This window comes from Mycobacterium sp. ENV421, from assembly GCF_002887815.1.
Taxonomy (GTDB): domain Bacteria; phylum Actinomycetota; class Actinomycetes; order Mycobacteriales; family Mycobacteriaceae; genus Mycobacterium.
The window spans coordinates 129404-154650 of record NZ_PDHO01000004.1; the positions used below are offsets into that span (position 1 = coordinate 129404).

At 67.5% G+C, this 25247-nt stretch carries 31 protein-coding genes; 14 read left to right on the forward strand and 17 right to left on the reverse strand.

Features of this window, described 5'->3' with window-relative positions; genetic code table 11:
- Positions 1-82: 82 nt before the first annotated feature.
- Positions 83-805: a FadR/GntR family transcriptional regulator gene (locus CRM90_RS06930; protein WP_102806260.1), complete on the forward strand. Its 723-nt coding sequence runs from the start codon at positions 83-85 to the stop codon at positions 803-805.
- On the forward strand, positions 802-1488 hold the full coding sequence (locus tag CRM90_RS06935) for a sterol desaturase family protein (RefSeq protein WP_102806261.1): 687 nt from the start codon (positions 802-804) through the stop codon (positions 1486-1488). Before CRM90_RS06930 ends, CRM90_RS06935 begins: the two co-directional genes overlap by 4 nt.
- On the opposite strand, the gene CRM90_RS06940 is transcribed toward CRM90_RS06935, so the two are convergent.
- The 6 genes from CRM90_RS06940 to CRM90_RS06965 all read right to left on the reverse strand — a co-directional run bounded on the left by CRM90_RS06940 (position 1478) and on the right by CRM90_RS06965 (position 6330).
- Complete coding sequence (locus CRM90_RS06940; protein ID WP_102806262.1) at positions 1478-2233, reverse strand: L,D-transpeptidase; 756 nt, start codon at positions 2231-2233, stop codon at positions 1478-1480. The genes CRM90_RS06935 and CRM90_RS06940 overlap by 11 nt on opposite strands.
- A gap of 149 nt (positions 2234-2382) precedes the next feature.
- A complete protein-coding gene (locus tag CRM90_RS06945) occupies positions 2383-3603 on the reverse strand; it encodes a DUF7159 family protein (protein ID WP_142391335.1) in 1221 nt (406 codons plus the stop codon).
- Between the two features lie 240 nt (positions 3604-3843).
- The gene (gene fdxA, locus CRM90_RS06950; protein ID WP_102806264.1) at positions 3844-4188 is read right to left on the reverse strand and encodes a ferredoxin; all 345 of its coding nucleotides are present in this window, start codon (positions 4186-4188) and stop codon (positions 3844-3846) included.
- A gap of 118 nt (positions 4189-4306) precedes the next feature.
- Entirely contained in the window at positions 4307-4876 is a 570-nt protein-coding gene (locus tag CRM90_RS06955) for a lipoprotein LppJ family protein (protein ID WP_142391336.1), read from the reverse strand.
- A gap of 186 nt (positions 4877-5062) precedes the next feature.
- On the reverse strand, positions 5063-5917 hold the full coding sequence (locus CRM90_RS06960) for a cyclopropane mycolic acid synthase family methyltransferase (RefSeq protein ID WP_102806266.1): 855 nt from the start codon (positions 5915-5917) through the stop codon (positions 5063-5065).
- A gap of 173 nt (positions 5918-6090) precedes the next feature.
- Positions 6091-6330 (reverse strand): hypothetical protein, encoded by a 240-nt coding sequence (locus CRM90_RS06965; protein ID WP_102806267.1) that lies wholly within the window; start codon positions 6328-6330, stop codon positions 6091-6093.
- A 160-nt stretch (positions 6331-6490) separates the two neighbouring features.
- On the opposite strand from CRM90_RS06965, the gene CRM90_RS06970 reads away from it, so the two are divergent.
- Positions 6491-7561 carry a S1C family serine protease gene (locus CRM90_RS06970; RefSeq protein ID WP_102806268.1) on the forward strand — a complete coding sequence of 357 codons (1071 nt, stop codon included), beginning with the start codon at positions 6491-6493 and terminating at the stop codon, positions 7559-7561.
- Between the two features lie 2 nt (positions 7562-7563).
- Here CRM90_RS06970 and CRM90_RS06975 read toward each other — a convergent pair whose 3' ends face one another.
- Positions 7564-8334, reverse strand: a complete 771-nt coding sequence (locus CRM90_RS06975) for a class I SAM-dependent methyltransferase (protein WP_102806269.1) — start codon at positions 8332-8334, stop codon at positions 7564-7566.
- A 56-nt stretch (positions 8335-8390) separates the two neighbouring features.
- On the opposite strand from CRM90_RS06975, the gene CRM90_RS06980 reads away from it, so the two are divergent.
- The gene (locus tag CRM90_RS06980; RefSeq protein WP_102806270.1) at positions 8391-8957 is read left to right on the forward strand and encodes a chorismate mutase; all 567 of its coding nucleotides are present in this window, start codon (positions 8391-8393) and stop codon (positions 8955-8957) included.
- Here CRM90_RS06980 and CRM90_RS06985 read toward each other — a convergent pair.
- Together CRM90_RS06985 and CRM90_RS06990 are read right to left on the reverse strand one after the other, a co-directional pair.
- A complete protein-coding gene (locus CRM90_RS06985; protein WP_102806271.1) occupies positions 8954-9964 on the reverse strand; it encodes a DUF4331 family protein in 1011 nt (336 codons plus the stop codon). The two genes, CRM90_RS06980 and CRM90_RS06985, sit on opposite strands and share 4 nt — an antisense overlap.
- Positions 9965-9982: 18 nt before the next feature.
- Positions 9983-10858: a TIGR03854 family LLM class F420-dependent oxidoreductase gene (locus CRM90_RS06990; RefSeq protein WP_102806482.1), complete on the reverse strand. Its 876-nt coding sequence runs from the start codon at positions 10856-10858 to the stop codon at positions 9983-9985.
- 135 nt (positions 10859-10993) lie between these two features.
- On the opposite strand from CRM90_RS06990, the gene CRM90_RS06995 reads away from it, so the two are divergent.
- Positions 10994-11818, forward strand: coding sequence for a polysaccharide deacetylase family protein (locus CRM90_RS06995; RefSeq protein ID WP_102806272.1), 825 nt, complete (start codon positions 10994-10996; stop codon positions 11816-11818).
- Here the strand turns inward: CRM90_RS06995 and CRM90_RS07000 are convergent.
- Positions 11805-12281: an SRPBCC family protein gene (locus tag CRM90_RS07000; protein ID WP_353616974.1), complete on the reverse strand. Its 477-nt coding sequence runs from the start codon at positions 12279-12281 to the stop codon at positions 11805-11807. The genes CRM90_RS06995 and CRM90_RS07000 overlap by 14 nt on opposite strands.
- On the opposite strand from CRM90_RS07000, the gene CRM90_RS07005 reads away from it, so the two are divergent.
- Both CRM90_RS07005 and CRM90_RS07010 read left to right on the forward strand, forming a co-directional pair.
- A complete protein-coding gene (locus CRM90_RS07005) occupies positions 12280-12735 on the forward strand; it encodes an SRPBCC family protein (protein ID WP_102806274.1) in 456 nt (151 codons plus the stop codon). The two genes, CRM90_RS07000 and CRM90_RS07005, sit on opposite strands and share 2 nt — an antisense overlap.
- 41 nt (positions 12736-12776) lie before the next feature.
- Positions 12777-13280 (forward strand): nuclear transport factor 2 family protein, encoded by a 504-nt coding sequence (locus CRM90_RS07010; protein WP_102806275.1) that lies wholly within the window; start codon positions 12777-12779, stop codon positions 13278-13280.
- A 19-nt stretch (positions 13281-13299) separates the two neighbouring features.
- Here the strand turns inward: CRM90_RS07010 and CRM90_RS07015 are convergent, their stop codons facing one another.
- From CRM90_RS07015 to CRM90_RS07025, 3 genes are read right to left on the reverse strand one after another with little or no spacing between them, the layout of a single operon-like run.
- Positions 13300-13488 (reverse strand): hypothetical protein, encoded by a 189-nt coding sequence (locus CRM90_RS07015; protein ID WP_083119178.1) that lies wholly within the window; start codon positions 13486-13488, stop codon positions 13300-13302.
- 28 nt (positions 13489-13516) lie between these two features.
- Positions 13517-14599 (reverse strand): pyridoxal-phosphate dependent enzyme, encoded by a 1083-nt coding sequence (locus CRM90_RS07020; protein WP_233209202.1) that lies wholly within the window; start codon positions 14597-14599, stop codon positions 13517-13519.
- Entirely contained in the window at positions 14596-15264 is a 669-nt protein-coding gene (locus CRM90_RS07025; RefSeq protein ID WP_102806276.1) for a YoaK family protein, read from the reverse strand. Before CRM90_RS07025 ends, CRM90_RS07020 begins: the two co-directional genes overlap by 4 nt.
- Before the next feature lie 70 nt (positions 15265-15334).
- On the opposite strand from CRM90_RS07025, the gene CRM90_RS07030 reads away from it, so the two are divergent.
- Complete coding sequence (locus CRM90_RS07030) at positions 15335-16615, forward strand: cytochrome P450 (RefSeq protein WP_102806277.1); 1281 nt, start codon at positions 15335-15337, stop codon at positions 16613-16615.
- A 41-nt stretch (positions 16616-16656) separates the two neighbouring features.
- Positions 16657-17967: a cytochrome P450 gene (locus CRM90_RS07035; RefSeq protein WP_102806484.1), complete on the forward strand. Its 1311-nt coding sequence runs from the start codon at positions 16657-16659 to the stop codon at positions 17965-17967.
- Here the strand turns inward: CRM90_RS07035 and CRM90_RS07040 are convergent.
- Both CRM90_RS07040 and CRM90_RS07045 read right to left on the reverse strand, forming a co-directional pair.
- The gene (locus CRM90_RS07040; protein ID WP_102806278.1) at positions 17920-18336 is read right to left on the reverse strand and encodes a hypothetical protein; all 417 of its coding nucleotides are present in this window, start codon (positions 18334-18336) and stop codon (positions 17920-17922) included. The genes CRM90_RS07035 and CRM90_RS07040 overlap by 48 nt on opposite strands.
- A 40-nt stretch (positions 18337-18376) precedes the next feature.
- A complete protein-coding gene (locus CRM90_RS07045; RefSeq protein WP_102806485.1) occupies positions 18377-19513 on the reverse strand; it encodes a glycosyltransferase in 1137 nt (378 codons plus the stop codon).
- A gap of 102 nt (positions 19514-19615) precedes the next feature.
- Here CRM90_RS07045 and CRM90_RS07050 point away from each other — a divergent pair, with 102 nt between their 5' ends.
- Positions 19616-19966: a hypothetical protein gene (locus CRM90_RS07050; RefSeq protein WP_233209203.1), complete on the forward strand. Its 351-nt coding sequence runs from the start codon at positions 19616-19618 to the stop codon at positions 19964-19966.
- Here the strand turns inward: CRM90_RS07050 and CRM90_RS07055 are convergent.
- Complete coding sequence (locus CRM90_RS07055) at positions 19963-20874, reverse strand: dienelactone hydrolase family protein (RefSeq protein WP_102806280.1); 912 nt, start codon at positions 20872-20874, stop codon at positions 19963-19965. The genes CRM90_RS07050 and CRM90_RS07055 overlap by 4 nt on opposite strands.
- Positions 20875-20941: 67 nt before the next feature.
- Between CRM90_RS07055 and CRM90_RS07060 the strand changes: the two genes are divergently transcribed.
- The 4 genes from CRM90_RS07060 to CRM90_RS07075 all read left to right on the forward strand — a co-directional run bounded on the left by CRM90_RS07060 (position 20942) and on the right by CRM90_RS07075 (position 24685).
- Positions 20942-21454, forward strand: coding sequence for a flavin reductase family protein (locus CRM90_RS07060; RefSeq protein ID WP_102806486.1), 513 nt, complete (start codon positions 20942-20944; stop codon positions 21452-21454).
- Between the two features lie 14 nt (positions 21455-21468).
- Complete coding sequence (locus CRM90_RS07065; RefSeq protein WP_102806281.1) at positions 21469-22359, forward strand: SDR family oxidoreductase; 891 nt, start codon at positions 21469-21471, stop codon at positions 22357-22359.
- 66 nt (positions 22360-22425) lie between these two features.
- Positions 22426-24225 carry an N-acyl-D-amino-acid deacylase family protein gene (locus CRM90_RS07070; RefSeq protein ID WP_199189809.1) on the forward strand — a complete coding sequence of 600 codons (1800 nt, stop codon included), beginning with the start codon at positions 22426-22428 and terminating at the stop codon, positions 24223-24225.
- Positions 24215-24685 (forward strand): limonene-1,2-epoxide hydrolase family protein, encoded by a 471-nt coding sequence (locus CRM90_RS07075; protein ID WP_102806283.1) that lies wholly within the window; start codon positions 24215-24217, stop codon positions 24683-24685. Before CRM90_RS07070 ends, CRM90_RS07075 begins: the two co-directional genes overlap by 11 nt.
- 5 nt (positions 24686-24690) lie before the next feature.
- On the opposite strand, the gene CRM90_RS07080 is transcribed toward CRM90_RS07075, so the two are convergent.
- Positions 24691-25221 carry a hypothetical protein gene (locus CRM90_RS07080; protein ID WP_102806284.1) on the reverse strand — a complete coding sequence of 177 codons (531 nt, stop codon included), beginning with the start codon at positions 25219-25221 and terminating at the stop codon, positions 24691-24693.
- Positions 25222-25247: the final 26 nt, after the last annotated feature.

Here is a 25247-nt window from a genome sequence, read left to right on the forward strand (position 1 = left end):
CCTGCCGCTCGTCGGTTTGGGCGGTCCCGGGGCACTGGTCTGACCACTTGACCTCTGGCCGCTAGCCGGGCATGCTGGCGGCATGGCACTGCAGCCGGTGAGCCGGCGTTCCGTACCCGAGGATGTCTTCGAGCAGATCCTCGCCGACGTCCTCAGCGGCGAGATGCAACCGGGCGAACCGCTTCCCAGCGAGCGCCGGCTGGCCGAGGTGCTCGGAGTATCCCGGCCCGCCGTGCGCGAGGCGCTCAAGCGGGTCGCCGCCGCGGGCCTCGTCGAGGTCCGCCAGGGTGACGCGACCACGGTCCGCGACTTCCGCAGGCACGCCGGTCTCGACCTGCTCCCCCAATTGCTGCTTCGCGGTGGGCAACTCGACGTATCGGTGGCGCGCAGCATCCTCGAGGCCCGCCTGCACAACGGGCCCAAGGTGGCCGAACTGGCCGCGCGGCGCCACCCGGACGGGCTGGCCGAGCTGCTCGAACAATCGATCGTCGCGCTCGAATCCGCCGACGACCCACTCGAGCAACAGCGACACGCGCTGGCGTTCTGGGATCACATCGTCGACGGCGCCGACTCCATCGCATTTCGGTTGATGTTCAACACGTTACGGGCCGCTTACGTGCCGGCACTGCCCGCGCTGGCCACCCTGATGGCCGCCGAGGTCGGGCAGACGCAGGCCTACCGCACCGTCGCCCGCACCATCGCGGCGGGCCGACCGGAGGAGGCGGCCACTGCCGCCCGCGAACTGCTGGAACCGGCCACCGCCGCTCTGGTGACCGCCCTGACCGCACTGGAGGAACAACAGTGACTGCACCGACCAACGCCCGCCGCAGTCTCACCCTGGCCGATGCGGGCCGTGAATTCTGGCGGCATCCCACCCCGTGGTTGTTCCTCGTGGCGCTGACCGGGGCCGTGATCGCCCGCGTCGCGGTCGGCGACTGGCGGCTCGGCGATGCGGTGGTTCCGTTCGCGATCGCCGCGGCATTCCCGTTCCTGGAGTGGACGATTCACGTCTTCGTCCTGCACTGGCGGCCACGCCGCATCGGTCGGTTCACTCTCGACCCGCTGCTTGCCCGCAAGCACCGCGAGCATCACATCGCCCCGCGCGACGTGGACCTGGTGTTCATCCCGCTGCCGTCGGCCATCGGCGCCGTGGTCTCCGCGGTGGCGATCGCGCTGTGGCTGTTCCCCCGCACCGGGATGGGACTGACGTTCCTGGTGGTGATACTGACCTGCGGGCTGCTCTACGAATGGTGCCACTACCTGGTGCACACCGATTACAAGCCGAAAACCGCTGCCTATCGGGTGATCTGGCGCGACCACCGATTGCACCACTTCAAGAACGAGCACTACTGGTTCGGGGTGACCACACCGGGCACCGCCGACCGGGTGCTGCGCACCTATCCCGATGCGGCCTCGGTACCGACCTCGCCGACAGCCAGGAACCTGCACGCGATCGATGCGGAAAGCCCTGCGGCAGTTAAGCGTTGATGACGACCGGGTCGCCGACGTGGACCTGGTTGAAATACCACGAGGCGTTGTCCGGGCTCAGGTTGATGCAGCCGTGGCTGACATTCGCGTAGCCCTGCGAACCGACCGACCACGGCGCGGAGTGCACGTACACCCCGCCCCAGGTGACGCGTACGGCGTCGCTCACGGTGAGCTTGTAGCCCTCCGGGTCGTTCAGCGGAATGCCGATGGTGCGGGAATCCATCACGACCGTGGACTGCTTCTCCAGCACGTTGAAGCTACCCACCGGGGTCGGGTGCTTGGGCTTGCCCATCGAGGCCGGCATCTGACGTGCCACCTGGCCGTCGATGCTGACGGTGAACGTGTGCGCCGAGATGTCGGCGACGCCGAGCACGATCGCCCCGGTCCCGAACGTCCGCGGAATCCCGCCGGCCATCATCGTGATCTCGGAGTGTGCAGGCCAGTACTGGTCAGGCACGAACTGAACCGTCTTGTCGTCGAGCCAGTCGAACCGGCCCCCCACCGAGGCCGGTGTGGTCACGCTGATCGTCTGCTGAGCCGCCCAGCGGTCGGTGATCGGCTTGGTGAACGTCACGGTGATCGGCATGGCCACTCCGACGATCTGCCCGTTGGTGGGCTGAACGGACGCCACTGTCGCGCCGTCGATGGAGGGCGCGACGGCAGCTGTGCTGGTTTGCACCGAAGCCGCCAGTGACAGCACCGCGATCCCTGCGACGGCGATTGCGCGTCGAACTGCTTTGGCCATGGCTCGGAGTCCTCACGTGGGCGAACAGCAAAGTGAAAGTGTAGATGTTCCGCTCGGCGGCGCCGGCCAAACATGTGGTGACATGCCGAAACTGCGCCCGAGGGCGACGGAACGCGTGCAATGGTCACACGTCAGCGAAGGCCGGGCGGCTATCCCCCGTGGACGCGCTCCCAGATGCGCTGCCGCAACGTCTGCTTCGGCTGGTTCACCGGTGGCACGGTGGCCACGACCGGCGGCGCCGCGGCGGGTTCGACCGGTGGGAGTGCCTCCGGGTTGGCGTCCACCCCGGCGGGCGGCGCCTCGGGCGGCGGTGCAGGCACATTCATCGTCATCGCGACCACCGGGGCGCTGTCGAAGACAGGCTCGCTGGTGGGTTGCGGCGCCTGAGCCGGGCGTGACCCGTCGTCGGCGCTCGTGAGCGACTCAGGCGCAGACTCGGGCGCCTCAGGCGCGGACTCCGGGGCCTCCGGCGCGGTGACCGGGCGGAGCGCGGGCGTCTCGGCGGTGTTGACCACGTCGCGGTGCACGGGGCGCGCCTCGTAGTCAGGCAGCAGTTCGAGGCCGACGGCCACCGACGCGGACACCACGAACGCCACCACACCGCCGGCCAGCAGAGCCGTCGCACCGCGCAGCGCCACCGATTCGCGGCGGCGGGCCGGCGGCGGCACCGGGATGTCGAACAGGTTGTCGTCGAGCACGCCGATGCCGTTCACGGAGGCCAGGGCCGCACCGCGAGCCAGCGCCAGTTCGGCCTCGGCGGGGGCGAAGACCGGGATGCCGAGCATCTGCTCGAGACTGCGGGCGATCGGCTCCAAACCGTCGCCCGAGCCCAACAGGACCAGGCCGTCGGGCTCCCATTCGCTGGCGCCCAGCAGCTGGGACAACCAGTCGATCAGGTCCTCGTCGGTTTCCAGGGCGTAGCTGACCGCGGTCTGCACGGTGCCCTCGTCCGCATCGACGATCAACGCGACGATGGCTTCGGGCTCCACGACGCAGACCGCGGTGACGTCGGAACCGATGACGTGGCCGATTCCCCGTGCGAACGCCTCGGTGGCCTCGGGCAGGCGGATCGGGATCACGTTCGCGAAGCCGCAGTCGGCCAGCGAGTCGAGCAACAGCGAGGCCTCGACGGAGGCGTCGTCGCTCCACGTCACCCCGATGGACTGCAGGCGTTGATCGCCCACAATGGCCTGTGTGCGCGACAGTGCCTCGGCAACGAACTCCGAGGTGGTCACGGGGCTGAACCCGCCGCGGCGCACCTCGAAGGCATCATGGCCCTTCGTGGCGCCTTCGGCTCCGTCGCCTTCGACCAGGACGAGGCCGACGGTGGTCGGGGTCATCGACAGTCCCAGGACGGTCTCCAACTTCAAGCACTCCTCTCCGGTGCAGACTTCGCCGGCCTCACAGAGCACGCGCAGAGGCACCGATTGCCTGATGGGCGCACTTCGAAGGAAGCGCCGGAAGCGAACCGGGACAGCGTGGTCGTCTTCGATCTCCGTGGAGCCTACCCGCGCCCGGCGTATACCGGCGAATGAGTGCTGTTTGGTCCCGCTACGGCGACGATGCGATAACGGTGGGCTCGACGATGTCGACGAGGAGTGCGGAGCCGGTCAGGACTGGTGTACCGGCAGCGCGGCGACCAGCGGGGTGTCCACCCCGACCGGGCCGAGTTCGCAGGCCCCGCCCGGATTGCCGATCGGGGCGTCGCGGCCCGGCAGGACCTCGGTGAAGAAGGCCGCGTTGTCGGCGAGGAACTTCTTCTCCTCGTCGGGCAGGTCCGATTCGAAGTAGATCGCGTCGACCTCGCACAGGATCCGGCATGCGCCGCATTCCACGCATTCGACGGGATTGATGTACATGGTCCGGTCACCCTCGTAAATGCAGTCGACCGGGCATTCCTGCATGCAGGCCTTGTGCTTGACGTCGACACACGCACTGCTGATCACGTAGGTCATGCACAGATTCTATGTGTGACCCGCCGTACCAGGTACGGGTTGAAGGCCTCGGATTCAGGGACCAAAGTCCCTAGTCCGACTGCGTGGGCGGCGCGGGAATGCCTGAAATCCGCCCAGTTCAGGGGCGTACCGCGGCGGTGACGTCCGCCCATCCGGTGGCATCCCGGCGGTGATCGGTGGTGTTCCGGCATTCCCCGTAGATCTGCATCGTGGCGCGGTTGCTGCGGTCGTCGGTGCGGAAGTAGATGACGGTGACCCCGTCCCGGGTGAACGTCCGCCCGCCGGGGTGGCGATTCGGCGGCATCGCCTCGGCCCAGCCTGCGGTCCGCATGGCCGTCGCGATCGCATCGAAGTACTTCGGCGTCTCCACGACCCCCGGCACATTGAAGTTGAGGTAGATCGCACCCTGGTACGGCGGCTCGTCGGCGTTCGTGCACGACATGAGCAGATAGCTGGCGCTGACGTTCGTGAGCTTGCCGGTGCCGGCGATCTCGCGCGCAGGCTCGAGCACCTGCGCCCTGGCCTGAGCGTCGGTCAGCGGCTGGGCCACCGGATCGACCGCCGCGCCACGCAGATCTCGAAAGTGGTGCAGCGCAACGAAACTCAAACCCAGTATCAGACTGACTGACAGCGCCGCGGCGATGAGTAGCACTGCGGGCCGAGAGCGAAGGGCGGTCGCGGCAGGCATGTCATCACGATAGTGACACTGAGCAAAGGACCTATGGCCCTATGAGGTGTGGGCCTTCGGCCCGCGACGGTGGACCGATCGGACCCGTAGCGTCACAGCCGACATCGTGATGCTGGCGCACGCCGGGGGATGCGTCGCGGTGATGCCCGATCACCCTGGGGGTGAAGCCGGGGGCTGGCGGCAGCGTCAGCCCTTGGCCAGGGTGAACTGGCAGATGTCGGTGTAACCCTCGCGGAACAGCTCAGCGCAGCCGGTCAGGTACTTCATGTACCGGTCGTACACCTCGCGGGACTGCAGGGCTACCGCTTCTTCCTCGTTCTTTTCCAGTGCCGCGGCCCAGATCTCCAGAGTCCGGGCGTAGTGCAACCGCAGTGGATGGACGCGGTTGACGATGAAACCGGCGCGGATCGCGTGCTCCTGAACATCGGTCACCTTGGGCAGGCGGCCACCGGGGAAGATCTCGTCCATGATGAATTTGAAGAACTTCAGGTACCGCATGGTGATCGGCATACCGCGCGCCGCGAAATCTTCATCGCTCGGCAAGACGATGGAGTGCAGCAGCATCACGCCGTCAGTGGGCAGCGCGTCATACGCCATTTTGAAGAAGGCGTCGTAGCGGTCATAGCCGAAGTGTTCGAAGGCGCCGATGGACACGATGCGGTCGACCGGTTCGTCGAATTGCTCCCAGCCCTCCAGCAGAACTCGCTTGGACCGGGGGCTGGTGGACTCGTCGAAGAGCTGCTGGACATGGAGCGCCTGATTCTTGCTCAGGGTCAGTCCTACGACGTTGACGTCGTAGGACTCCAAAGCCCGCATCATCGTCGCGCCCCAGCCGCAGCCGATGTCGAGCACCGTCATGCCGGGCTGCAGCCCGAGCTTGCCCAGCGACAAATCGATCTTCGCGGTCTGCGCCTCTTCCAGGGACATGTCGTCGCGTTCGAAGTACGCACAGCTGTAGGTCTGCGTGCGGTCCAGGAACAGCCGATAGAAATCGTCGGACAGGTCGTAGTGGTGCTGCACGTCGTCGAAGTGCGGCTCCATGTGCGGCGTTTTCCCGGGTGTATTCACAGCTTGATGTCCTGTCCTTGCGTCTGCACTCCGGTCCACCCCCGCGAGACCAGTCGCACTCCCCTCGTGACGTGTCCCGGGTAGCCTACGCGACCGCGCCGGTGCTCCCCACTTGAGCAAACTGGCAGGGAGCTGGGTGTCCGCTGTTACGAGGATCCGTCCGTATCCTCGTTTTTGCCGTATAGGGGCTGTCCTTCCTCGTCAAGCCAGTCGTTGACCGCGGTGCCGGTCACGGTATTGTCCGATCCTGGCAACACTGCGGTGGGACGATCCTCGTAAGCCGTCATCATTTCTTTAGCTTTTGCCTTCGCGTTTTCGTCCGGCACCGGCTTGTCACCGTGCGGCTGCCGTTCGTCGGTTCTTTCGGAGCGTTCTGGAGTGCTCACGATCGGATTCCTTCGCGTTCGATGCCGGGGGACGTGATGCTGGAACCCGACTGCCCACAAATGTGATCCACCAAACGGCGACACGGCGCTCAGCAACGGCGCGAACGGCCAAAAGGCCACCCGGATGTCATATACGTAGCTTTTCGGGCAAAGTTGACTCATGGACGCAAAGCCATTTCGTCACGGGCGCCGGCTGTCGACAGTGCTGGCCGCCCTTCTGCTGGTGCCCGGCCTGCTCACCGCGCCGGCCCACGCCGCCCCGACACACCTCGGGCCGGCTCCCCTTGCGCCGCTGGATCAGTCCACCGTGCTGGGCCAGGTCACTCCCGGTCTGGTCGACATCAACACGACCCTGAACTACCAGAGCGCGGTCGGTGCCGGCACCGGCATCGTCCTCGACCCCAGCGGCGAGGTGCTGACCAACAACCACGTCATCGAGGGTGCCACCGGCATCACCGCGACCAGCCTGGCCAACGGTCGCACCTATCCCGTCGATGTCATCGGCTACGACCGCGCCAACGACATCGCGCTGGTGCGGCTGCGCGGTGCCGGTGATCTGCCGATCGCCTCGGTGGGCACCTCGTCGGGGCTGGCGGTGGGTGACCCCATCGCCGCGATCGGCAATGCCGGCGGCGCCGGCGGCGCGCCGAGCTTCTCCCCGGGCAACATCACCCAGCTCGGTGCGTCGGTTCGCGCCTCCGATGAATCCGGCGGTGGCTCACGTGAACTCACCGATCTGATCCGGGTGGCCGCCGATGTCCGGCCCGGCGATTCAGGTGGCCCGCTGGTCAACGCCGCCGGCCAGGTAGTCGGCGTGACCGTCGCGGCCACCCTGACCTATCGGATGGGCAACGTCCGTGGCGGCGAGGGCTTCGCCATCCCGATCGACCGCGCGCTCGGCGTCGCCGGGGCGATCCGCTCCGGCGGCGGTCCCGGTATCCATATCGGGGACACCGCGTTCATCGGCGTCGGAATAGCCGATCCCGGCCCCGGCGCTCCGCCCGGAGCCGTTGTGCGCCAGGTACTTCCGGACACCGCGGCTCGCGGAGCCGGGCTTGCGCCGGGTGACATCATCACCGCCGCGGACGGAATCGCGATCAACACGGCCACCGACCTCTCGAACTTCATGGACACCCGTCGCCCTGGTGACACCATCACGTTGAGCTGGATCGACCGGGAGGGCGCTCCGCGCAGCGCGCCCATCATTCTCGGCTCCGGGCCGGTCGGCTGATCTCAGCGGGACAGCTCGGCCCGCACCTGCATGAACCGCAACAGGCCCGCCCGGCCTGTCACCGGTTCGTACGCGGCGACGAGGTCGTCGACGAACGCGGCGCGGTCGGATTCGGGTAACCGGTCGGTCCACGCTGTCGAGCCCACGGTGCACCAGGCCGTGAACTGCTCGACGGTGCCGAAGTCCCATTCGCGGTCGAGCACCGTCATCGAGGCCACCCGCAACCCGGAGCCCTCGGCCAGCTCGCGCAGCTCCACCGGATCGGGATGGATGAACGGCGCATTGAATCCGGCGAAACTGGAGCTCCATCGCGGGTCGGCGGCCACCTGCATGGCGGTGGACTCGATGCTGGGTCGTGTTCCCGCACAGACTATTTGGATGAGAGCCCGACCCTGTGGCCGGAGCACCGCGGCAACGCCGGTGAGCGCTTCGCCGAGCTGCGGCACCCAGTGCAGCGCGTTGAACGAGACGACCAGGTCGAAGCTGCGAACGAACGGCAAACGCCGCGCGTCCGCGCAGACGAACACCGGACCGGCCGGTAACGCCGGGCCGCGGTGCGCGGCGGTGGCCACCATCCGCGGCGAGGCGTCGACGCCGACGATGTAGCCGTGAGGCAGGCGGCCGGCGATCTCGGCCGTGAGGAAGCCGTCGCCGCAACCGATGTCGAGTATCCACTCGCTGCCGTCGACGACGAGGTCGGCCAGGCTCTCAGCGGCCACCGAGCGCTGCATGCCGCTGACCCGGCTGTAGTCCTGGCCGCTCCAGTCCGCCACCGGGACAGTTAACGTCAATGCCGGCATCGGCGGCAACAGTCGTAAAGGATGGACCCATGACCACTGCCCTGGCGCGCGGCGCCGCAGCGATGATGACGATGATGGCGGTCGTGACGGCCGCACCGGCCTGGGCCGATTCGCCCGAGCCGCTGTACAACCTGGTCGATGCCGCGGCGCAGCGCTTGCAGACCGCGGATGCGGTGGCCGCCAACAAATGGCTGACCGGCGGCCCGATCACCGACCCCGCACGGGTCAAAGTGGTGCTGGCCGCAGTGTCCAAGGACGCCGAATCCCGCGGCGTGGCAATCGATTACGTAACCACGGTATTCACCAACCAGATCAACGCGACCGAGGCCGTCGAGTACGCCCGGTTCGCCGGCTGGAAGTTCGACCCGGCCGGGGCGCCGACCACGGCGCCCGACCTGGCGTCCTCCCGTTCGGTCATCGACGGTCTGAACCGCCAGATGGTCGAGCAGATCGCCGCCCAGTGGCCGGTCCTGAGCTCGCCGGCCTGCCGAGCCGAACTGGACGCGGCCAAGAACGATGTGGCCGGGCAGCGCCAGTTCGACGATCTCTACCGCACCGCGCTGGACTCGGCGACCCGGTCGTACTGCGGGTCCTAGCTCGCCGGGTGCGGGTTGCCCAGGTACGGAAAGACGTCGAGGGTATCGGTGTGCGGGGCGAGACCGCTTGGCGGGCAATCACCCTTGGTCAGGAACGCCAGCCGGTAGTCGATGACGTCGTCCGCGAAGGTCCGTCCGTTCGGGTACTTCGCGGGTTTCGCGGGGTCGAATGTCAGCATGTCCGGCAGCGTGCCCTCGGTGTCGATCGCCTCGATGGCCTCGTCGTCGGTGTAGCCGCCGGTGTGCCCCATCAGGTGGATGAACTGCCCGATCCAGCGTTCCCGGTCATGGATCGGCTCGCTGGCGTTGTACTCCTCTTTGGTGTCGTCGGTGTTGAAGAAGCTGCTCACCGACGGGTGCCCGGCGCGGTCGACGTGTAGCAGGTCGCCGTCCCGGTTCAGGCTGCAGCGCCCCCAGATCCGAAGGTCGGGGTCGGGACCCAGCTCGGCGGTCGGCAGTTCGATGGCGATCGAGAACACGTTGGCGCTGCTGTTGGAGTCCACCCCGGTCCACGGTGACTCGCCGCCGAGGTGCGGCGCGGTGAAGTTGCGGCCGCCGGTGGTGTCGAACAGGTTCTTGATGCCGTCGAAGTCGAAGAAGAACGCATCGCTGCGCGCACCGGCGGCGAACGTGTAGCCGTCGTACTCGACGACATTCGCGGTTTCACCGAACGACACCTCGACGTTCTCGAAGATCTTCTCCCCCACCGCATATGGCGATTCCGCCTCGTCACCGACCGCCTTGAAGACGTCGACGGTCTGCCGCCCGTCCTCCGGCGCGGAGAACACGAAACTGAACGCGATGTCGTTGCGCAGGTCGCCGTTGTTGTCGACGGCCAGCCGGTAGATGGCATCGGGATGCAGCGCGTCGGCGTTCGGGTTGGCGTTCATGATGAGCACCGTGCGGCTGGCATCAGCCGGCGACTGGAATGCGTAGAGATCGCACAGATCCAGTCGCTGATCGCCCAGTGGCGGGCCGAGGCTCAAGCCGGTGAAGTGGTTCGACATCAACGAGACTTTGCCGGATCAGTTCTGCCGGGGCAACAGCTCGTGGATGAAACGTTCGATGAACTCGTCGGCCGGGGTGTTGCCCACCGGTCGGATGACGAACTTGCTCAGCCCAGCGGCGATCAGCCCGTCGAGCTGCCGGTGCAGTTGCGGCCAGTCCCCGGCGATCAATTCGGCCGGATCCACGTCGGAGCGCCGGGATCTGACGGCGGCGGCGATCTCGTCGGGCAGGTGCCCGTCGGCAACGGCCAGGCTCAGCCCATAGTGGTCCGGTTCGACCGTACGGCCCGCCTCCGCCGCGGCGCGCTCGATGCTCTCCCGGGCCACCCGCGCCTCATCGGCAGTGAGGAAGCTGCCCAGCCAGCCGTCGGCCAGCCGCCCGATCCGGCGGAATGCCGCCGGTGCCGAACCGCCGAGCCAGACCTCGACCGGAACCGGCGGACGGATGCCCAGCGAAACGCCGGCGAGCTGAAAGTACCTGCCGTCAAAGGTGATGTCGTCACCGGTGAGCAACGCGCGCAGCACTTCCAGTGCCTCGTCGAACACCGCCGCGCGCTGCCCGTCGGGCACCGGAAACAGGTCCCACTCCGCCTTCGAGGCCGGGCGCAGACCGAACGCCGGCAGCACCCGCTTGGGGCCGAGGACGGCCAGCGACACCAGTTGTTTGGCGACCAGCACGGGGTTGCGCCCGGGCAGCACCGAGACCGAGGTGCCGACTTTGAGGCGGGTGGTGCGCCCCAGCGTGTACGCCATTCCGGCGAACGGGTCGACGGCCGGGGTGTACACCAGCTCGGAGAACCACAGCGAGTCGATGCCCGCCGCCTCGAGCCGGTCGACGACGCGGGGCAGATCCTCGACTCCGCTGCCGAAGCTGATCCCGAAGCGGATCTTCACGTCGCTCATCTGGCCACGGTAGCCCGGCCCGGACGGCGACACAGCGGCGGATATACCGGGTTTCGGCGGTCGCGCAGCTTAGCCTATCGGTGTGACGGATGTTACAGATGTGACTTGGGGTGGTGGGATCGTGACGTGCCCGAGGTAACCCGCCGTCAATTCGTGATCGGATTGTTCGCCTCGGCCGGACTGGTCGGCGCGTCCAGCGCGATCGCGATGCCGCAGACCAATCCTCCGCTCGCGGCCAAGGCTCCCCCGCCGCCGCTCGGCGCCGCGCCACTGCTGCCCCCGCCGCCGACCACGGCGCGGATCTCGTTGCCGGGCGGCGGCGAACTGACCAGGATTCCGGGCAAGGGCGACCTGCTGGCGCTCACCGTCGACGACGGGGTGAACTCCGAAGTCGTCCGGCTCTACACCCAGTTGGCCAAGGACACCGGCATCCGGCTCACGTTCTTCGTCAACGGCGTCTATGACTCCTGGCGCGACAACGCGGCGCTGCTGCGGCCGCTGGTGGACTCCGGCCAGATCCAGCTGGGCAACCACACCTGGTCCCATCCCGATCTGACCACGCTGACCAAGGAGCAGGTCGCCGACCAGCTGAAGCGCAACGACCAGTTCCTGCGCAACACATTCGGCACCGATGCCACACCGTATTTCCGGCCGCCGTACGGCAGTCACAACGACGATGTCGACGCGGTGGCCGCCGATCTGGGGTACCGGGTTGCGACCCTGTGGGCGGGCTCGCTGGCCGACTCCACACCGGTCGCCGAGGACTTCATCGTGAAGATGGCCGATCAGTACTTCATTCAGCAGAACATCGTGATCGGCCACCTCAACCATCCGCCGGTCACGCACGTCTTCCCCGCATTGATCGACGTCATCCGGTCACGCAATCTGCGCACAGTCACCCTCAACGACGTGTTCCTGCAGCCGGAGATCCCACACGTCACCTCCGCGTAGCGGCCAGAGAATCGATGCGGCGCAACGCAATCGCACACACCGCGGTGTAGGGCGCCGCCCACCACGGCACCCCGAACCAGACCCGGCAGCCGCCCGGCGCCGGCTCGACGCCATGCGCGGTGGCCGGCACGCCCCCGACCGACCACGCCCATCGTCGCCCCGCGTCGAACTCGGTGACTGTGAACGGGACTGCGACACCACCGAGGGTCCACACCGTCCCGGTCGAGCCGGGCACGAGATATCTGCCGCCGGAGTCGAGCGCGGCACGGCTGATCGACGGCCCCCACCGCGGCCAGGCCTCCAGGTCCGTCAGCACGGCCCAGACCGCGTCGGGCGGGGACGCCACAACGCGGTCCACGATCACCATCGGTAGCCGAATTCGCACACCAAACCCCATGTCCGCCAACGCTACGCCGCATAGCCGTTCGGCCCGGGCCACCGGCTGCATAGGATCAGATCCCATGAAGGGCTCCGTGACAGTGCACATGGCCGCACCGGCCGACAAGATCTGGAATGTGATCGCCGACATCACCCGAACCGGTGAGTTCTCGCCGGAGGTGTTCGAGTCCGAGTGGCTCGGCGGTGCGACCGGCCCGGCGCTGGGAGCGAAGTTCCGCGGGCATGTGCGGCGCAACGAGATCGGCCCGGTGTACTGGACCACGTGCCGCGTCACCGCCTGCGAACCGGGACGCGAATTCGGCTTCGCCGTGCTGGCCGGCGACAAGGCGCTCAACAACTGGCACTACCGGCTCGACCCGGCGGGTGACGGCACCGACGTGACGGAATCCTTCCGGATGGCCGATTTCCCGGGGATGCGGCTGTTCGAGTTGTTGGGCGGACAGCTGCGTGTCCGGCGCAACCAGCGAGACATGCGCACCACGCTGGAACGCATCAAGAAGGTCGTCGAGAACGACTGAAACGTCGCCACGGTCGGCCCTCGGTTTGATACAACCGGTGCATGGGTCGGTGGTCACGCGAAGAAATCGAGTCGGCGTTCGAGGAACACAAGCAGGTTGTCGTCGGCATTGCCGACAGCTGGGACTGGTCGCGATTCGCCGACCAGTTCACCGAGGACGCCACCTACGTGGAGCATTCCTACGGAACATTCCATGGCCGCGAAGCGATCCGGAAGTGGATCGTCAACACCATGAACAGCTTTCCCGGCACCGAGATGCCCTGGTTCCCGTCGACCTGGCACTCCGTCGATGTGGACAAGGGCTGGGTGATCTGCGAATTCCAGAACCGGATGCGCGATCCCGGCGACGGCAGCATCCACGAGGAACCCAACATCTCGGTGCTCAAGTACGCCGGCGACGGGCTGTGGAGCTACGAGGAAGACGCCTACAACCCGATGAACTTCATGCCGATGGTGAAGGGCTACATCGAGACGTCGAAGAAGTTGGGAACCATCTCCGACGATGCGGTCACGTTCGCCCGCAACATGGGATGGGACCTGGCCTGAGGCTTGCTCGGCCTGGTCGTCAGTCCGAGCTGCCTTCGGTGTCGTCGAAGAAGCTCCACTCGCCGTCGTGCTCGACCTCCATGCGCCAGCCCAGCTCGGAGTTGTCGGCGCGCGAGTCGACGAACCAGGCGTGCGCATCCTCGGCGCTCTCGATGTCCTTGGTGTCGACGACGTCGCCATGCGGGTTGATCACGCGGTAGGTTGCCATGCTTCATGCTTCCCCGCTGGGGCGCACTTCAATCGCCCGGATGCTTGAGACCTGCGCCGCACAACGGAATCACCACGTCACCCGCCGCCAACAGTTCGGTGATCCGCTGCCAGTGCGGACCTGACCTGGCGGCGGCGCCCGCGGCCGCGGCGTAACAGACCGCGGCCGTCGGCTCGACGAACAAGCCCTCGCGGGCCAGCGCATGCCGCCCCGCCACGATCGCGTCGTCGTCGACGGTGACGATCGTGCCGCCCGAATCGCGCACCGCGGCCACGATCTGCTCGGCGCGGGGCGGCGCGGTGATCGCGATGCCCTCGGCCACCGTGACGCCCAGGGCCGGGTCGCGGCCGTCCCACGCCGCCGCCAGCGGGGCGCACCCCGCCGCCTGGACCGCGATCAGCGCAGGCACCCGGTCGGCCAAGCCGGCAGCGACCAACTCGGTGAAGGCCAGGTGACAGCCCAGCAGCAGTGTCCCGTTGCCGACCGGAACCAGCACCGCCGACGGCAGGCTGCGGCCGTTCTGCTGCCAGATCTCGTATCCGTAGGTCTTCACACCGTGCATGAAGTACGGGTGGTAGACGTGACTGGCGTAGAAGACGCCGGGGCGCTGCGCGATCCGCGCTGCCGCCGCGGCGGTCGCGGCGCGGTCGCCCGGCACCAGCGTCAGCGCGGCGCCGTGCGCCCGGATCTGGGCGAGCTTTTCCGGCGAGGTGGTCGCCGGGACCAGCACCTGGCAGTCGATGCCGGCCCTGGCGAAATACGCCGCAGCCGCGGTTCCGGCATTGCCGCTGCTGTCGACGACGGACTCCCCGATTCCGAGACGATCAGCGAGCGCCGCCAGGACCACCGCGCCACGGTCTTTGAAAGACAGAGTGGGACTGAGGAATTCGAGCTTGAATCGGACCGCCGGCAACGTCTTCGACGGGATCATCGGGGTGTTGCCTTCACCGAGGGTGATCGATGCGCCGACGGGTACCGGCAGCACGGACTCGCCGTCGGGCCGCCACCTCTCGGTGACGTCGAGCACCCCGCCACAAGGGCATCGCCAGACCAGCTCGGCGACCTCGAATTCCCGGCCGCACGAGCGGCATTGCAGCGGTGGCAGATTCATGGCTCCACTCCCTTGCGTTCGTCGATGACGAACAGGATCAGCGTGACGGACAGGACGACGGCCGGAATCCAGATCGCATGCACGCTCCAGACGCGGGTGGCGAACGCGCCGACCACCGCGCCGCCGGTGAAGAACACCGTCAGTGCGGCGTAGGTGGTGAAGGCCTGCCGCGCCGTCGCATCGCGGTCCACGAAACCGGTGTAACCGCTTTCCACCAGACGCATCAGGTTGCCGGTCGTCGCCACCGGCAGGTACACGAAATCGCCGATGTTGCGGAACAACCCGATCTGCATCGCCGCGACGAACGAAATCGGCACCGTCACATAGCTGTGCGCCACCGTCGTCGGTACGAAGCCGATGGTGAACAGCACCGCGGCTTGCAGCAGCATCGTCCAGCGCAGCGGATGCTTCAGGTACCGCTCCACCCGGCCCGACTTCAGATGCGAGGCCAGCCCCACGCCGGCGAAGAACGCCAGAAGTGGCCACACATGCGCAAGCGCCGCGCTGACCTTGCCCTGACTGGTGTCCAGCGCGAAGAGGATGACGTTGGCTGTCTGCACGTTCGCGAACACCCCGCCGCGAGCGAGATAGGTGTAGGCGTCCAGGAAGCCGTTTGTCAGCGTGAGCAGCAGGCCGAAACGCAATGTCGTGGAGGTGCGCGTCATCGTGGGAGCAAGCTTGCCTGAATCGGGAAATGAACACGAGCGTGGGCCGTGGACTCTAAGGTCGTTTCCCATGGGCATCGCCACACGTGTCAATGGTCAGCAGCCGCCCGAAATGGCGCTCGAGGACATCAATCTGGGCACCTTCGAGTTCTGGGGCATGGACGACGCCCTGCGTGACGGCGCGTTCGCCACTCTGCGCCGCGAGGCCCCGATCTCGTTCTTCCACGAGGTGGAGTTCGAGGGTATCGAGGCGGGCCCCGGCCACTGGGCGTTGACCAAGCTCGACGATGTCTTCTACGCCAGCCGCCACCCGGACATCTTCAGCTCCTATCCGAACATCACGATCGGCGATCAGATCCCCGAAGTCGCCGAGTACTTCGGCTCGATGATCGCGCTGGACGACCCGCGGCACGCCCGGCTGCGCAACATCGTCCGCAGCGCCTTCACCCCCAAGGTGGTGGCCCGCACCGAGGCGTCGGTGCGCGACCGTGCGCAACAACTGGTGTCGGCGATGATCACCAACCATCCGGACGGCAATGCCGAACTGGTCACCGAGCTCTCCGGCCCGCTGCCGCTGCAGGTCATCTGCGACATGATGGGAATTCCCGAGGACGACCACGACCGGATCTTCCACTGGACCAACATCATTCTCGGCTTCGGCGACCCGGACCTGACCACCGACTTCGACGAATTTCTCAAGGTGGCCTTCGACATCGGCGCCTACGCCACCGCGCTCGCCGAGGACCGGCGAATCAACCCGCGTGAGGACCTGACCACCTCGCTGGTGGCGGCCGAGGTCGACGGGGAACGGCTGACGTCGGCCGAGATCGCATCGTTCTTCATCCTGCTGGCCGTGGCGGGCAACGAGACCACCCGCAACGCCATCAGCCACGGGGTGCTGGCACTGACCCGGTATCCGGAACAGCGCAAGATCTGGTGGGACGACTTCGCCGGCGTCACCGACAGCGCGGTCGAGGAGGTGGTGCGCTGGGCGTCGCCGGTGATCTACATGCGCCGCACCCTCACCCGCGACATCGAGCTCAGCGGGGTCAAGATGGCCGAGGGTGACAAGGTCACCATGTGGTACGCCTCGGCCAACCGCGACGAGGAGAAGTTCGCCAACCCGTACCTCTTCGATGTCACCCGTACCCCCAACCATCACGTCGGGTTCGGCGGGGGCGGCGCCCACTTCTGCCTGGGCGCGAACCTGGCCCGCCGCGAAATCGCGGTCGTATTCGACGAACTGCACCGCCGCATGCCGGACATCGCGGTCACCGAAGAGCCCTCGATGCTGCTGTCCGCGTTCATCCATGGCATCAAACGGTTACCGGTGAGCTGGACGCCCGCCTGAGTTTGTGGCGCGGACCGGGCGGCACTCGTAGCGTGATGGGCATGAAGCAACGGGTGCACTGGTTGGTGATGCACGGCATGATCCGAGCGGCGGCCAGTGCGGCGGCCCGTCGCGGCGACCCACAGGCCAGGATGGCGTTCGATCCGGCGGTGCGCACCGACCCGGTCTCGTTCTTCGAAGAGATGCGTCCGCAGGGTCCGATGCTGCCCACTCGGCTGGGTTACCTGACGCTCGACCACGCGGTGGCCCACGAACTACTGCGCTCCGACGATTTCCGGGTGATCATCCTCGGCGGCAATCTGCCCAAGCCGCTGCGTTGGGTGGAACGCCGCACCCGAGACGACCTGCTGCATCCGCTGCGGCCGCCGTCCCTGCTGGCCGTCGAGCCGCCCGAGCACACCCGGTACCGCAAGACGGTCTCGTCGGTGTTCACCTCGCGCGCGGTGACCGCGCTGCGCGACCGGGTCGAGGACACCGCCGCGGAACTGCTCGACCAGCTGTCCGACGGTCCCGGCGTCGTCGACATCGTCGAGCGGTATTGCGCGCAGTTACCGGTGTCGGTGATCGGCGACATCCTCGGGGTGCCCGAGGCCGACCGGCCGCGGATCCTCGAGTTCGGGGAGCTCGCCGCGCCCAGCCTGGATGTCGGATTGACCTGGTCGCAATACCTGCGGGTGCAGAAGGGACTCGCCGGATTCAATCTGTGGCTGTCCGCGCACCTGCGCCAGCTCCGCGAGCATCCCGGCGACGATCTGATGAGTCAGCTGATCGCCGCCTCGGACGAGGGTCGGCATCTCGATGAGAGTGAACTGGCGGGCGTCGCCGGGCTTGTGCTCGCTGCCGGGTTCGAGACCACGGTCAACCTGCTGGGCAACGGAATTCGATTGCTGCTCAACTCCCCCGACCAGCTGGCGCGACTGCAGGAGGATCCGTCGCTGTGGCCGGGCGCGGTCGAAGAGATCCTGCGGCTGGAGTCCCCGGTACAGCTGTCGGCGCGGATCGCCTTGCGAGACACCGAGGTGGCCGGCACCACGGTACGGGCCGGCGAGATGGTGGCCATCTACCTCGCCGCCGCCAACCGTGATCCGGCGGTGTTCGACGACCCCCACCGCTTCGATGTCAGCCGCCCGAACGCCGGTAAGCACCTTGCCTTTTCGGGGGGACGGCACTTCTGCCTCGGGGCCGCGCTGGCGCGGGCCGAGGGCGAGGTGGGTCTGCGCAGGTTCTTCACGCATTTCCCCGAGGCGCAACTCGCCGGGCTGGGCAGCCGCCGTGACACCAGGGTGCTGCGCGGGTGGGCCGAGCTACCGGTCAGCCTCGGCGCGCCCGGCCTGATCCCCTCGCGCGACTGACTCTGCGCGATCCTCGTCGGAGACCCGGGGGTCGAGCGCGTCGGCGTGCTGGGCACGTTCGTCGAGTTCGCCGCGGTGAGCAGCCGCCTCGGTGCGATGCTTCTCGGCGTTCTCCTGCAGGCGGGCCGCTTCGGCCGCCTTGGCTTCCGCTTCGGCCTGCGCTGCACGGGCTTTGGCTGCGGTTTCATCCGCCAGAGCTTCGCGCCGCTGAACCTTGACCTCTTTTTCGCGGACCTCCTCGCGGATCTCCTCGGCCTGCGCGACCCGGCGGCTGATCTGACGTTTACGACCGACCCAGACCAGCGCTCCGATCACGATCAGCGCGGCGAGTACGGCGATGACTATCCACACGACATTGTTCGAGGCCATGCTGGCTCCTTCAGTGGGGCGCGCCGCTGATTCGGCACCGTCAATTGACGGCGTTCCCGTCGCGGCCATGGGCCAAACCGCCGAGCGCGGTCAGCATGCCCGCTGCCGCCCGCGGCCAGGTGAACGTCTCGGCCCGACGCCGGGCGCAGTACCGCCGGTGCTGCTCGGGGCGGTCGATGACCCCGGCGACGGCCGCGGCGATCGCGTGCGGATCGTTGTCGGCACATGCGCCGCTGTCCGAGGTCAGGATCTCGGACAATGCGGAGGTACGCGAGACCACCGCCGGCGTCCCGCAGGCCAGTGCTTCCAGCGCGGCCAAGCCGAATGTTTCGTGTGGACCGGGCGCCAGCGCGACGTCGGCGGAGGCCAGCAGTGTGGCAACGGCGTTGCGCGAGTCGATGAAACCGGTGAAATCCACCGGCAGCCGTGCCGCCTGGCGCTGCAGCCGCGCCCGCATCGGTCCATCGCCGGCAATCACCAGCCGGGCATCCACACCCGAATCACGAAGCGCGGCAAGTGCATCGATGCTTCGGTCGGCACGCTTCTCCACCGAAAGCCGACCGCAGTGCACCAGCAGCACCTGGTCCGGTGCGGCCCACCGATTGCGGGTGCGCGTGCAGAACCGGCGGGGATGGAACATGTCCAGGTCCACCCCCAACGGCACCGTCATCACATTCGTGGCGCCGATGCGGTCGAACTCTTCGCGGGCAAAACTGGTGGTGCACAGCACCGTGTCGTAGTTCGCCGCGGTACGACGGTTCGCCAGGTCGGCGAGCCGGCGAGCCAGCCGCCCGGGCATGATCTGACCGGTCAGGCGATCGAGGCGCTCATGCGAGATCATCACGGTGGTGACGCCGTGTCGCGTACCCCACCGGCCCAGCGAGCGCAGGGTGAACCGGTCCGAGACTTCGATGGCATCGGGCGCCAACTGCTCCAGCAGCGCGGTCACCGGCAACGGCATCACCGCGCGGTAGCCGCCGGTGAACGGAATCTGTCTGGCGGGCACCGAGATTCGGGTGACACCACTGGGCAGCGTGGTGTGGGTGGCCGTCGGTCCGGGCACGATCAGGAACACCTCATGGCCGGCGGCGCAGTACTCCGCGCCCAGCCGGTCGACCGCCGTGCGTAATCCGCCGGACCGGGGGCCGTAGAAGTTCGCGACCTGCGCGACCCTCATCATGGCCGTATCCGATCGTGCGGCGATGTGCGGACGGCGACCCCCGACCCTCTGCGTCCTGAACACGCGGTGAACAGCCCCATGTGGTCTAGCGTTGGTGACGTGCAGATTTCGGATGTGTTCCGCGCGGCGTCCGCTGCGGTCAATCGCGGTGCCACCGCATTGATCACGTCGCCGCGGTGGGGCCGCATCGTCGGGCTGGGGTTGACCGAGATCCGCTACACCGGCCGGCGCAGTGGCCGCAGTGTGGTGCTGCCGGTCGGCTACCGCCGCCGCGGCTCAGACATCCTCATCGGCGTGGCGATGCCGGACGGCAAGAAATGGTGGCGCAACTTCACCGGCGAGGGCGCCCCGCTGACCATCCTGCTCGGCGGCGCACAGCGTCCGGGCCACGCCGTCGCCACCCGGGATGCGCGCGGCCGGGTGACCGTCACCGTCCGGCTCGACGACTAAGCCAGATACCGGGTGAACCAGTCCTGCACCCGGGTCCACGCGTCGGCGGCCGCGACCGGGTTGTAGCGCGGTCCGCTGTCGTTGAAGAACGCGTGGTCGGCGTCGGGCTCGACGATCAGGTCGTTGACCAGGCCTGCTTGATCCAGCGCCGCCTTGGCCGCAGGCTCCGAAGACGTGACCCGTTGGTCGAGCGCGCCGTACAAGCCGAGGACCGCCGCGTTCTTCGATCCGGCGAAATTCGGGTTGTCGGGCAGCGGACCGTAGAACGGCACGGCGGCGGCAAGCCGGGCCTCGCCGGCGGCCAGCAACCGCCACACCAGTCCGCCGCCGAAGCAGAAGCCCACGACGGCGAGCTTCTGGCCGGGTGTCCGGCGCGCCACCTCGTCGAGCCCGGATCTGAGGTCGGCGACGAAACGCTCGGGGGCGATGGTGCCCAACGCCGCGGTTGCGGCCGCCGGATCGGTGAACGTGGCGGTGCCGCCCTCCTCGGAAAGCAGGTCGATCGCCAGCGCGGAGTAGCCGATCCCGGCCAGTCGGCCTGCGACGGTGCGCACCCAGTCGTTGAGGCCCTTGTTCTCGTGGATGACCAGCACGCCGCCGCGTGGGCTGGCGGCCTGCGCCCAGGCGCCCTGCAGCTGCCCGCGCGCGCCGGTGAAGGTGATGGGTTCGGTGGGCAGCGCCGTGGCCATGCCGGGTGGCGCGGCGGGGGTCGACGAAGTTGCCGTCGATGCCGGTGAGGACGCCGCGGTGGTCGGTTTGTCGGCCGAGCACGCGGCGATCAGCGCGCTGGCAGCCGCGGTGCCGACACCCAGCAGCCCCAGGCGCCGAAGCGCTTCGCGGCGGCTCAACAGGCCGTCGACATGATCCGTTGCGATCTCTTCGGCGATGTAGCGCTGCAAGGGAGTCACCTAGGCGAGTATGCGCCTTCTGGGTAAGCGTGAGCTGAAGCTGACGATCATCACCGGAGGTGCAGGCATGGCAGACCGCGACGTACTGGCTGGGTCCGAGGCGTTCGAGAAGGTGGTCGGGTTGTTGGACTATCCGATGTTCGTCGTGACAACCCGGGTCGGCGATCAGCGCGCGGGTTGTCTGGTCGGCTTCAGCAGCCAGGTGTCGATTCATCCCTCCCGATTCCTGGTCGGGCTGTCCAAGAAGAACCACACCTATCGAGTCGCCGCCGAGGGTGCGACTCATCTGGCCGTGCACCTGCTGGCCAAGGAGCACCGCGAATTGGCGCGGCTGTTCGGCAGCGAGACCGGCGACCGAGTGGACAAGTTCGGCCGCTGCCGGTGGCGGGAGGGGCCCGAAGGTCTGCCGATCCTCGACGACGCCGCGGCTTGGTTCGCGGGACGGATTCTCGAGCGCTTCGATCTGGGCGATCACGTCGGGCACCTGACCGAGCCGGTGGCCGGGGCCGCGCCGGAGGAACTCGGGGATCTCGTCACGTTCACCGACGTCAAGGACCTGGAACCGGGCCACGAGGCCTGACTAGCCTGAGGGTCATGTCGTTAGGCGGTGCACTCGCGGACCGGATCGCTGTCGTGGCCGGTGCCACCCGGGGTGCCGGGCGCGGCATCGCCGCGGCACTCGGTGAGGCAGGCGCGACCGTCATCTGCACCGGCCGCAGCAGTGTCACAGGGCGCGGTGGGTCCGACTATGACCGGCCGGAGACCATCGAAGGCACGGCTGCGCTGGTCGACGACCTCGGCGGCACCGGGGTGGCGATCCAGGTCGATCACCTGGACCCCGACCAGGTGCGCGGGTTGGCCGACCGGATCCGGTCGGAGTTCGGCCGCATCGACGTGCTGGTCAACGACATCTGGGGTGCCGAGATCCTCAAGGGTGAGCCGCCACAGTGGAACCGCCCGATCTGGGAACTCGACATCGCCGACGGGCTGCGCATCCTCCGTCTCGGCATCGACACCCACCTGATCACCGCGCACGCGCTGCTGCCGCTGATGGTCGAGCGACCGGGGGGCCTACTGATCGAGATGACCGATGGCACAGCCGAATACAACGCGGCGAACTATCGCATTTCGGTGTTCTACGACGCGGTCAAGTCTGCGGTAAACCGGATGGCCTTCGCGCTCGGTCACGAGCTGACCCCGTACGGCGCGACGGCCGTCGCCGTCACGCCCGGCTGGATGCGCTCGGAGATCATGCTCGAGCACTTCGGCGTCACCGAGGAGAACTGGCGAGATGCGGACGCACCGCCGGGTTTCGCGGAATCAGAGACACCGCGGTACGTGGGCCGCGCAATCGCGGCGATCGCCGCGGATGAGGACAGGTCGCGCTGGCATCAGCGGTCGGTGTCCGCAGCAGATCTGGCACGCGCGTACGGCTTCGTCGATGTCGACGGACGGCAGCCGGATGCCTGGGCACATATGGAGTAAACAGATCGAAGAAAGTGTCCACTAAATCGTTGACACTCGTGCAAGCAAACGGTTCTATTGACGCTCGTGAGCTTCGACACAATCATCCGCAACGGCCGGTGGTTCGACGGAACCGGTGCCCCGTCCGGGATCCGGGACATCGGCATCCGCGACGGCCGCATCGCCGCGGTCAGCCTGCGCCCCCTCGACGTGACCGGCTGCGACGACGTCGTCGAAGCGGGTGGCCGGTGGGTGCTGCCGGGGATGGTCGACATCCACACCCATTACGACGTCGAGGTGCTGGGCGGTCCGGGCCTGCCGGAGTCGGTGCGCCACGGTGTCACGACGATCATGATCGGCTCCTGCTCGCTGTCCACGATCCACGTCGGCGGCAGCGACGCCGGAGACCTGTTCGGCCGGGTCGAGGCGATTCCGCGCGAGCACGTCGTCGCCGCGATCGATGACGCCAAGACCTGGACCACCGCCGAGGGATACATCCAAGCCTTGGAGTCACGGCCGCTGGGACCCAACATCGCGGCGTTCATCGGCCACTCCGACATGCGAACCGCGGTCATGGGATTGGATCGCGCGACCCGAGACGATGTGCGGCCCAACGCTGCCCAGCAGGCCGAGATGGAGCGCATGCTCACCGAAGCGCTGGACGCCGGGTTCGTCGGGATGTCCTCGATGCAGTTGCTGTTCGACAAGATCGACGGCGAGACCTGCCGGTCGCGGACGCTCCCGTCGACCTACGCCAAGCCCCGCGAGCTGCGCCGGCTCAAGTCGCTGCTGCGCAAGCGTGGGCGGGTGCTGCAGTCCGGGCCGGACATCCAGAACCCGATGAACCTGATTTCGCAAGTGGCGCAATCACTCCCGGTGCTGCGCGACAAGCTCAAGACCAGCCTGCTGTCGGCGGCCGACGTCAAGTCCAATCCGTTCGCCATTCTGTTGTTGGGCCCGCTGGCCAAGGTGACCAACAAGTTCGGCGGCGACTTCCGCTGGCAGCACCTGCCGGTTCCGTTCGAGGTGTACGCCGACGGCATCGATCTCGTGGTGTTCGAGGAGTTCGGCTCCGGAGCGGCCGCACTGCACCTGCGCGACGAGGTCGAGCGCAACGCGCTGCTGGCCGACGAGGCCTACCGCCGCCAGTTCCGCAAGGACTACGACACCAAGTACGGCGTCCGGGTGTGGCACCGGGACTTCTTCGACGCCGAGATCGTCGCCTGCCCCGACGAAACGGTGGTGGGCAAGTCCTTCGGGCAGGTCGGCATGGACCGGGGTGAGCTGCATCCGGTGGACGCCTTCCTGGATCTGGTGCTCGAGCACGGCACCAAGCTGCGCTGGCGCACCACGATCTCCAATCAACGGCCCGAGGTGCTCAAGAAACTCGCCCGCGACCCCGGTGTGCAGATGGGCTTCTCCGATGCCGGTGCGCACCTGCGCAACATGGCGTTCTACAACTACGGTCTGCGGCTGTTGCGTCATGTGCGCGACGCCGATCGCAAGGGCCGCCCCTTCATGTCGGTCGAGCAGGCCGTGCACCGGATGACCGGTGAGCTGGCCGACTGGTACCAGATCGACGCCGGCCACCTGCGCGTCGGCGATCGGGCCGATCTGGTGGTGATCAACCCCAAGCGCCTCGACAGCCGCCTCGACGACTACGCCGAGCACCCCGTCGAGCAGTACGACGGCTTGCCCCGGATGGTCAACCGCAACAACGACGCCGTCGATCTGGTCCTGATCGGCGGGCGTGCGGTGGTCCGCGACGGCGAACCGACACCCGTGCTCGGGTCCGAACGGACCGGCAGTTTCCTGCGGGTGGGCCGGGCGACGGCGGCACCGGGAACGACGACGACGACGGAAACGGAGCTGGCCCATGTCAATTGACACTTCAGCGGTACCCACGGACGTGGCTCAGACCGTATTGGGCATGTGGAGGGCGCTGTCGAACCGCGACTGGGAAACGCTGAAGACGTTCCTGTCCGACGACTGCATCTACGTCGACATGCCGGTCGGCCCGATCGCCGCAGCACGCGGCCCCGAGAATATCGTCAAGCGGCTCAAGATCGGGCTCGAGCCGCTGGCCGGCTACGAGAACCACGACGGCGTGCTGGTGAGCAACGGCGTGGACACCATGTACGAGCACTCCGAGACATGGACATTCACGTCCGGTGAACAGGGCGTGCTGCGCTTTGTCACGGTGCACAAAGTCTCCGACGGCAAGATCACGCTGTGGAAGGACTACTGGGACATGAACGGGCTGACCAGCTTCGCGCCGCCGACCTGGCTCGAGGACCTGGCGAGCGCAGACATGTCGTGGATGTTCGACGCGACCGGGCTGGTCTGAGCCGCCTAGCCCAACCGGACCGATTCGCCGAGATCCTGATCCAGAATCGTGCCTGCTCTGCCCATCGCGGCGTTGCCTGATCGCAGGAACTCGAGCGAGTGCCGCAGTTCGTTGGCGTCGATGTCGTCGGTTGCCGCCATGCAAAAGTGCATAGCCACGTCGTAGTCCGAGAGCCCGGCCTGGAATTCGGCGCCGAAAGCGGGATCAGGCGGTGGCATGTGGCCCTGCAGTCCAGCCACTCCGTCGTGGTATCTCGCGCATGCCGTGCTCAGCGATACGACGTCGTTAGCCTGCGCTGCCGCCGACACCGCTTCCGTTGCCGACTGGATTGCCCTGACATGGTCCTGCACTTTGTCCCACCACGCCTGCATCGACTGCCGCAGCGGCGGTGCGGACGGTGCGACGGTCCGAGTCTGCGTGAGCGTCGACGGCGCAGCAGTGACCACGCTGGTGTTCGCCGGTAGACCGCCCGTCGGACCACAAGCGGTAAGGGCGATCGCGGCAATCCCGGCGACGAGCATCAGAGGCGAGCGCATGGGAATCAGAGTCACCTCACGGCAAG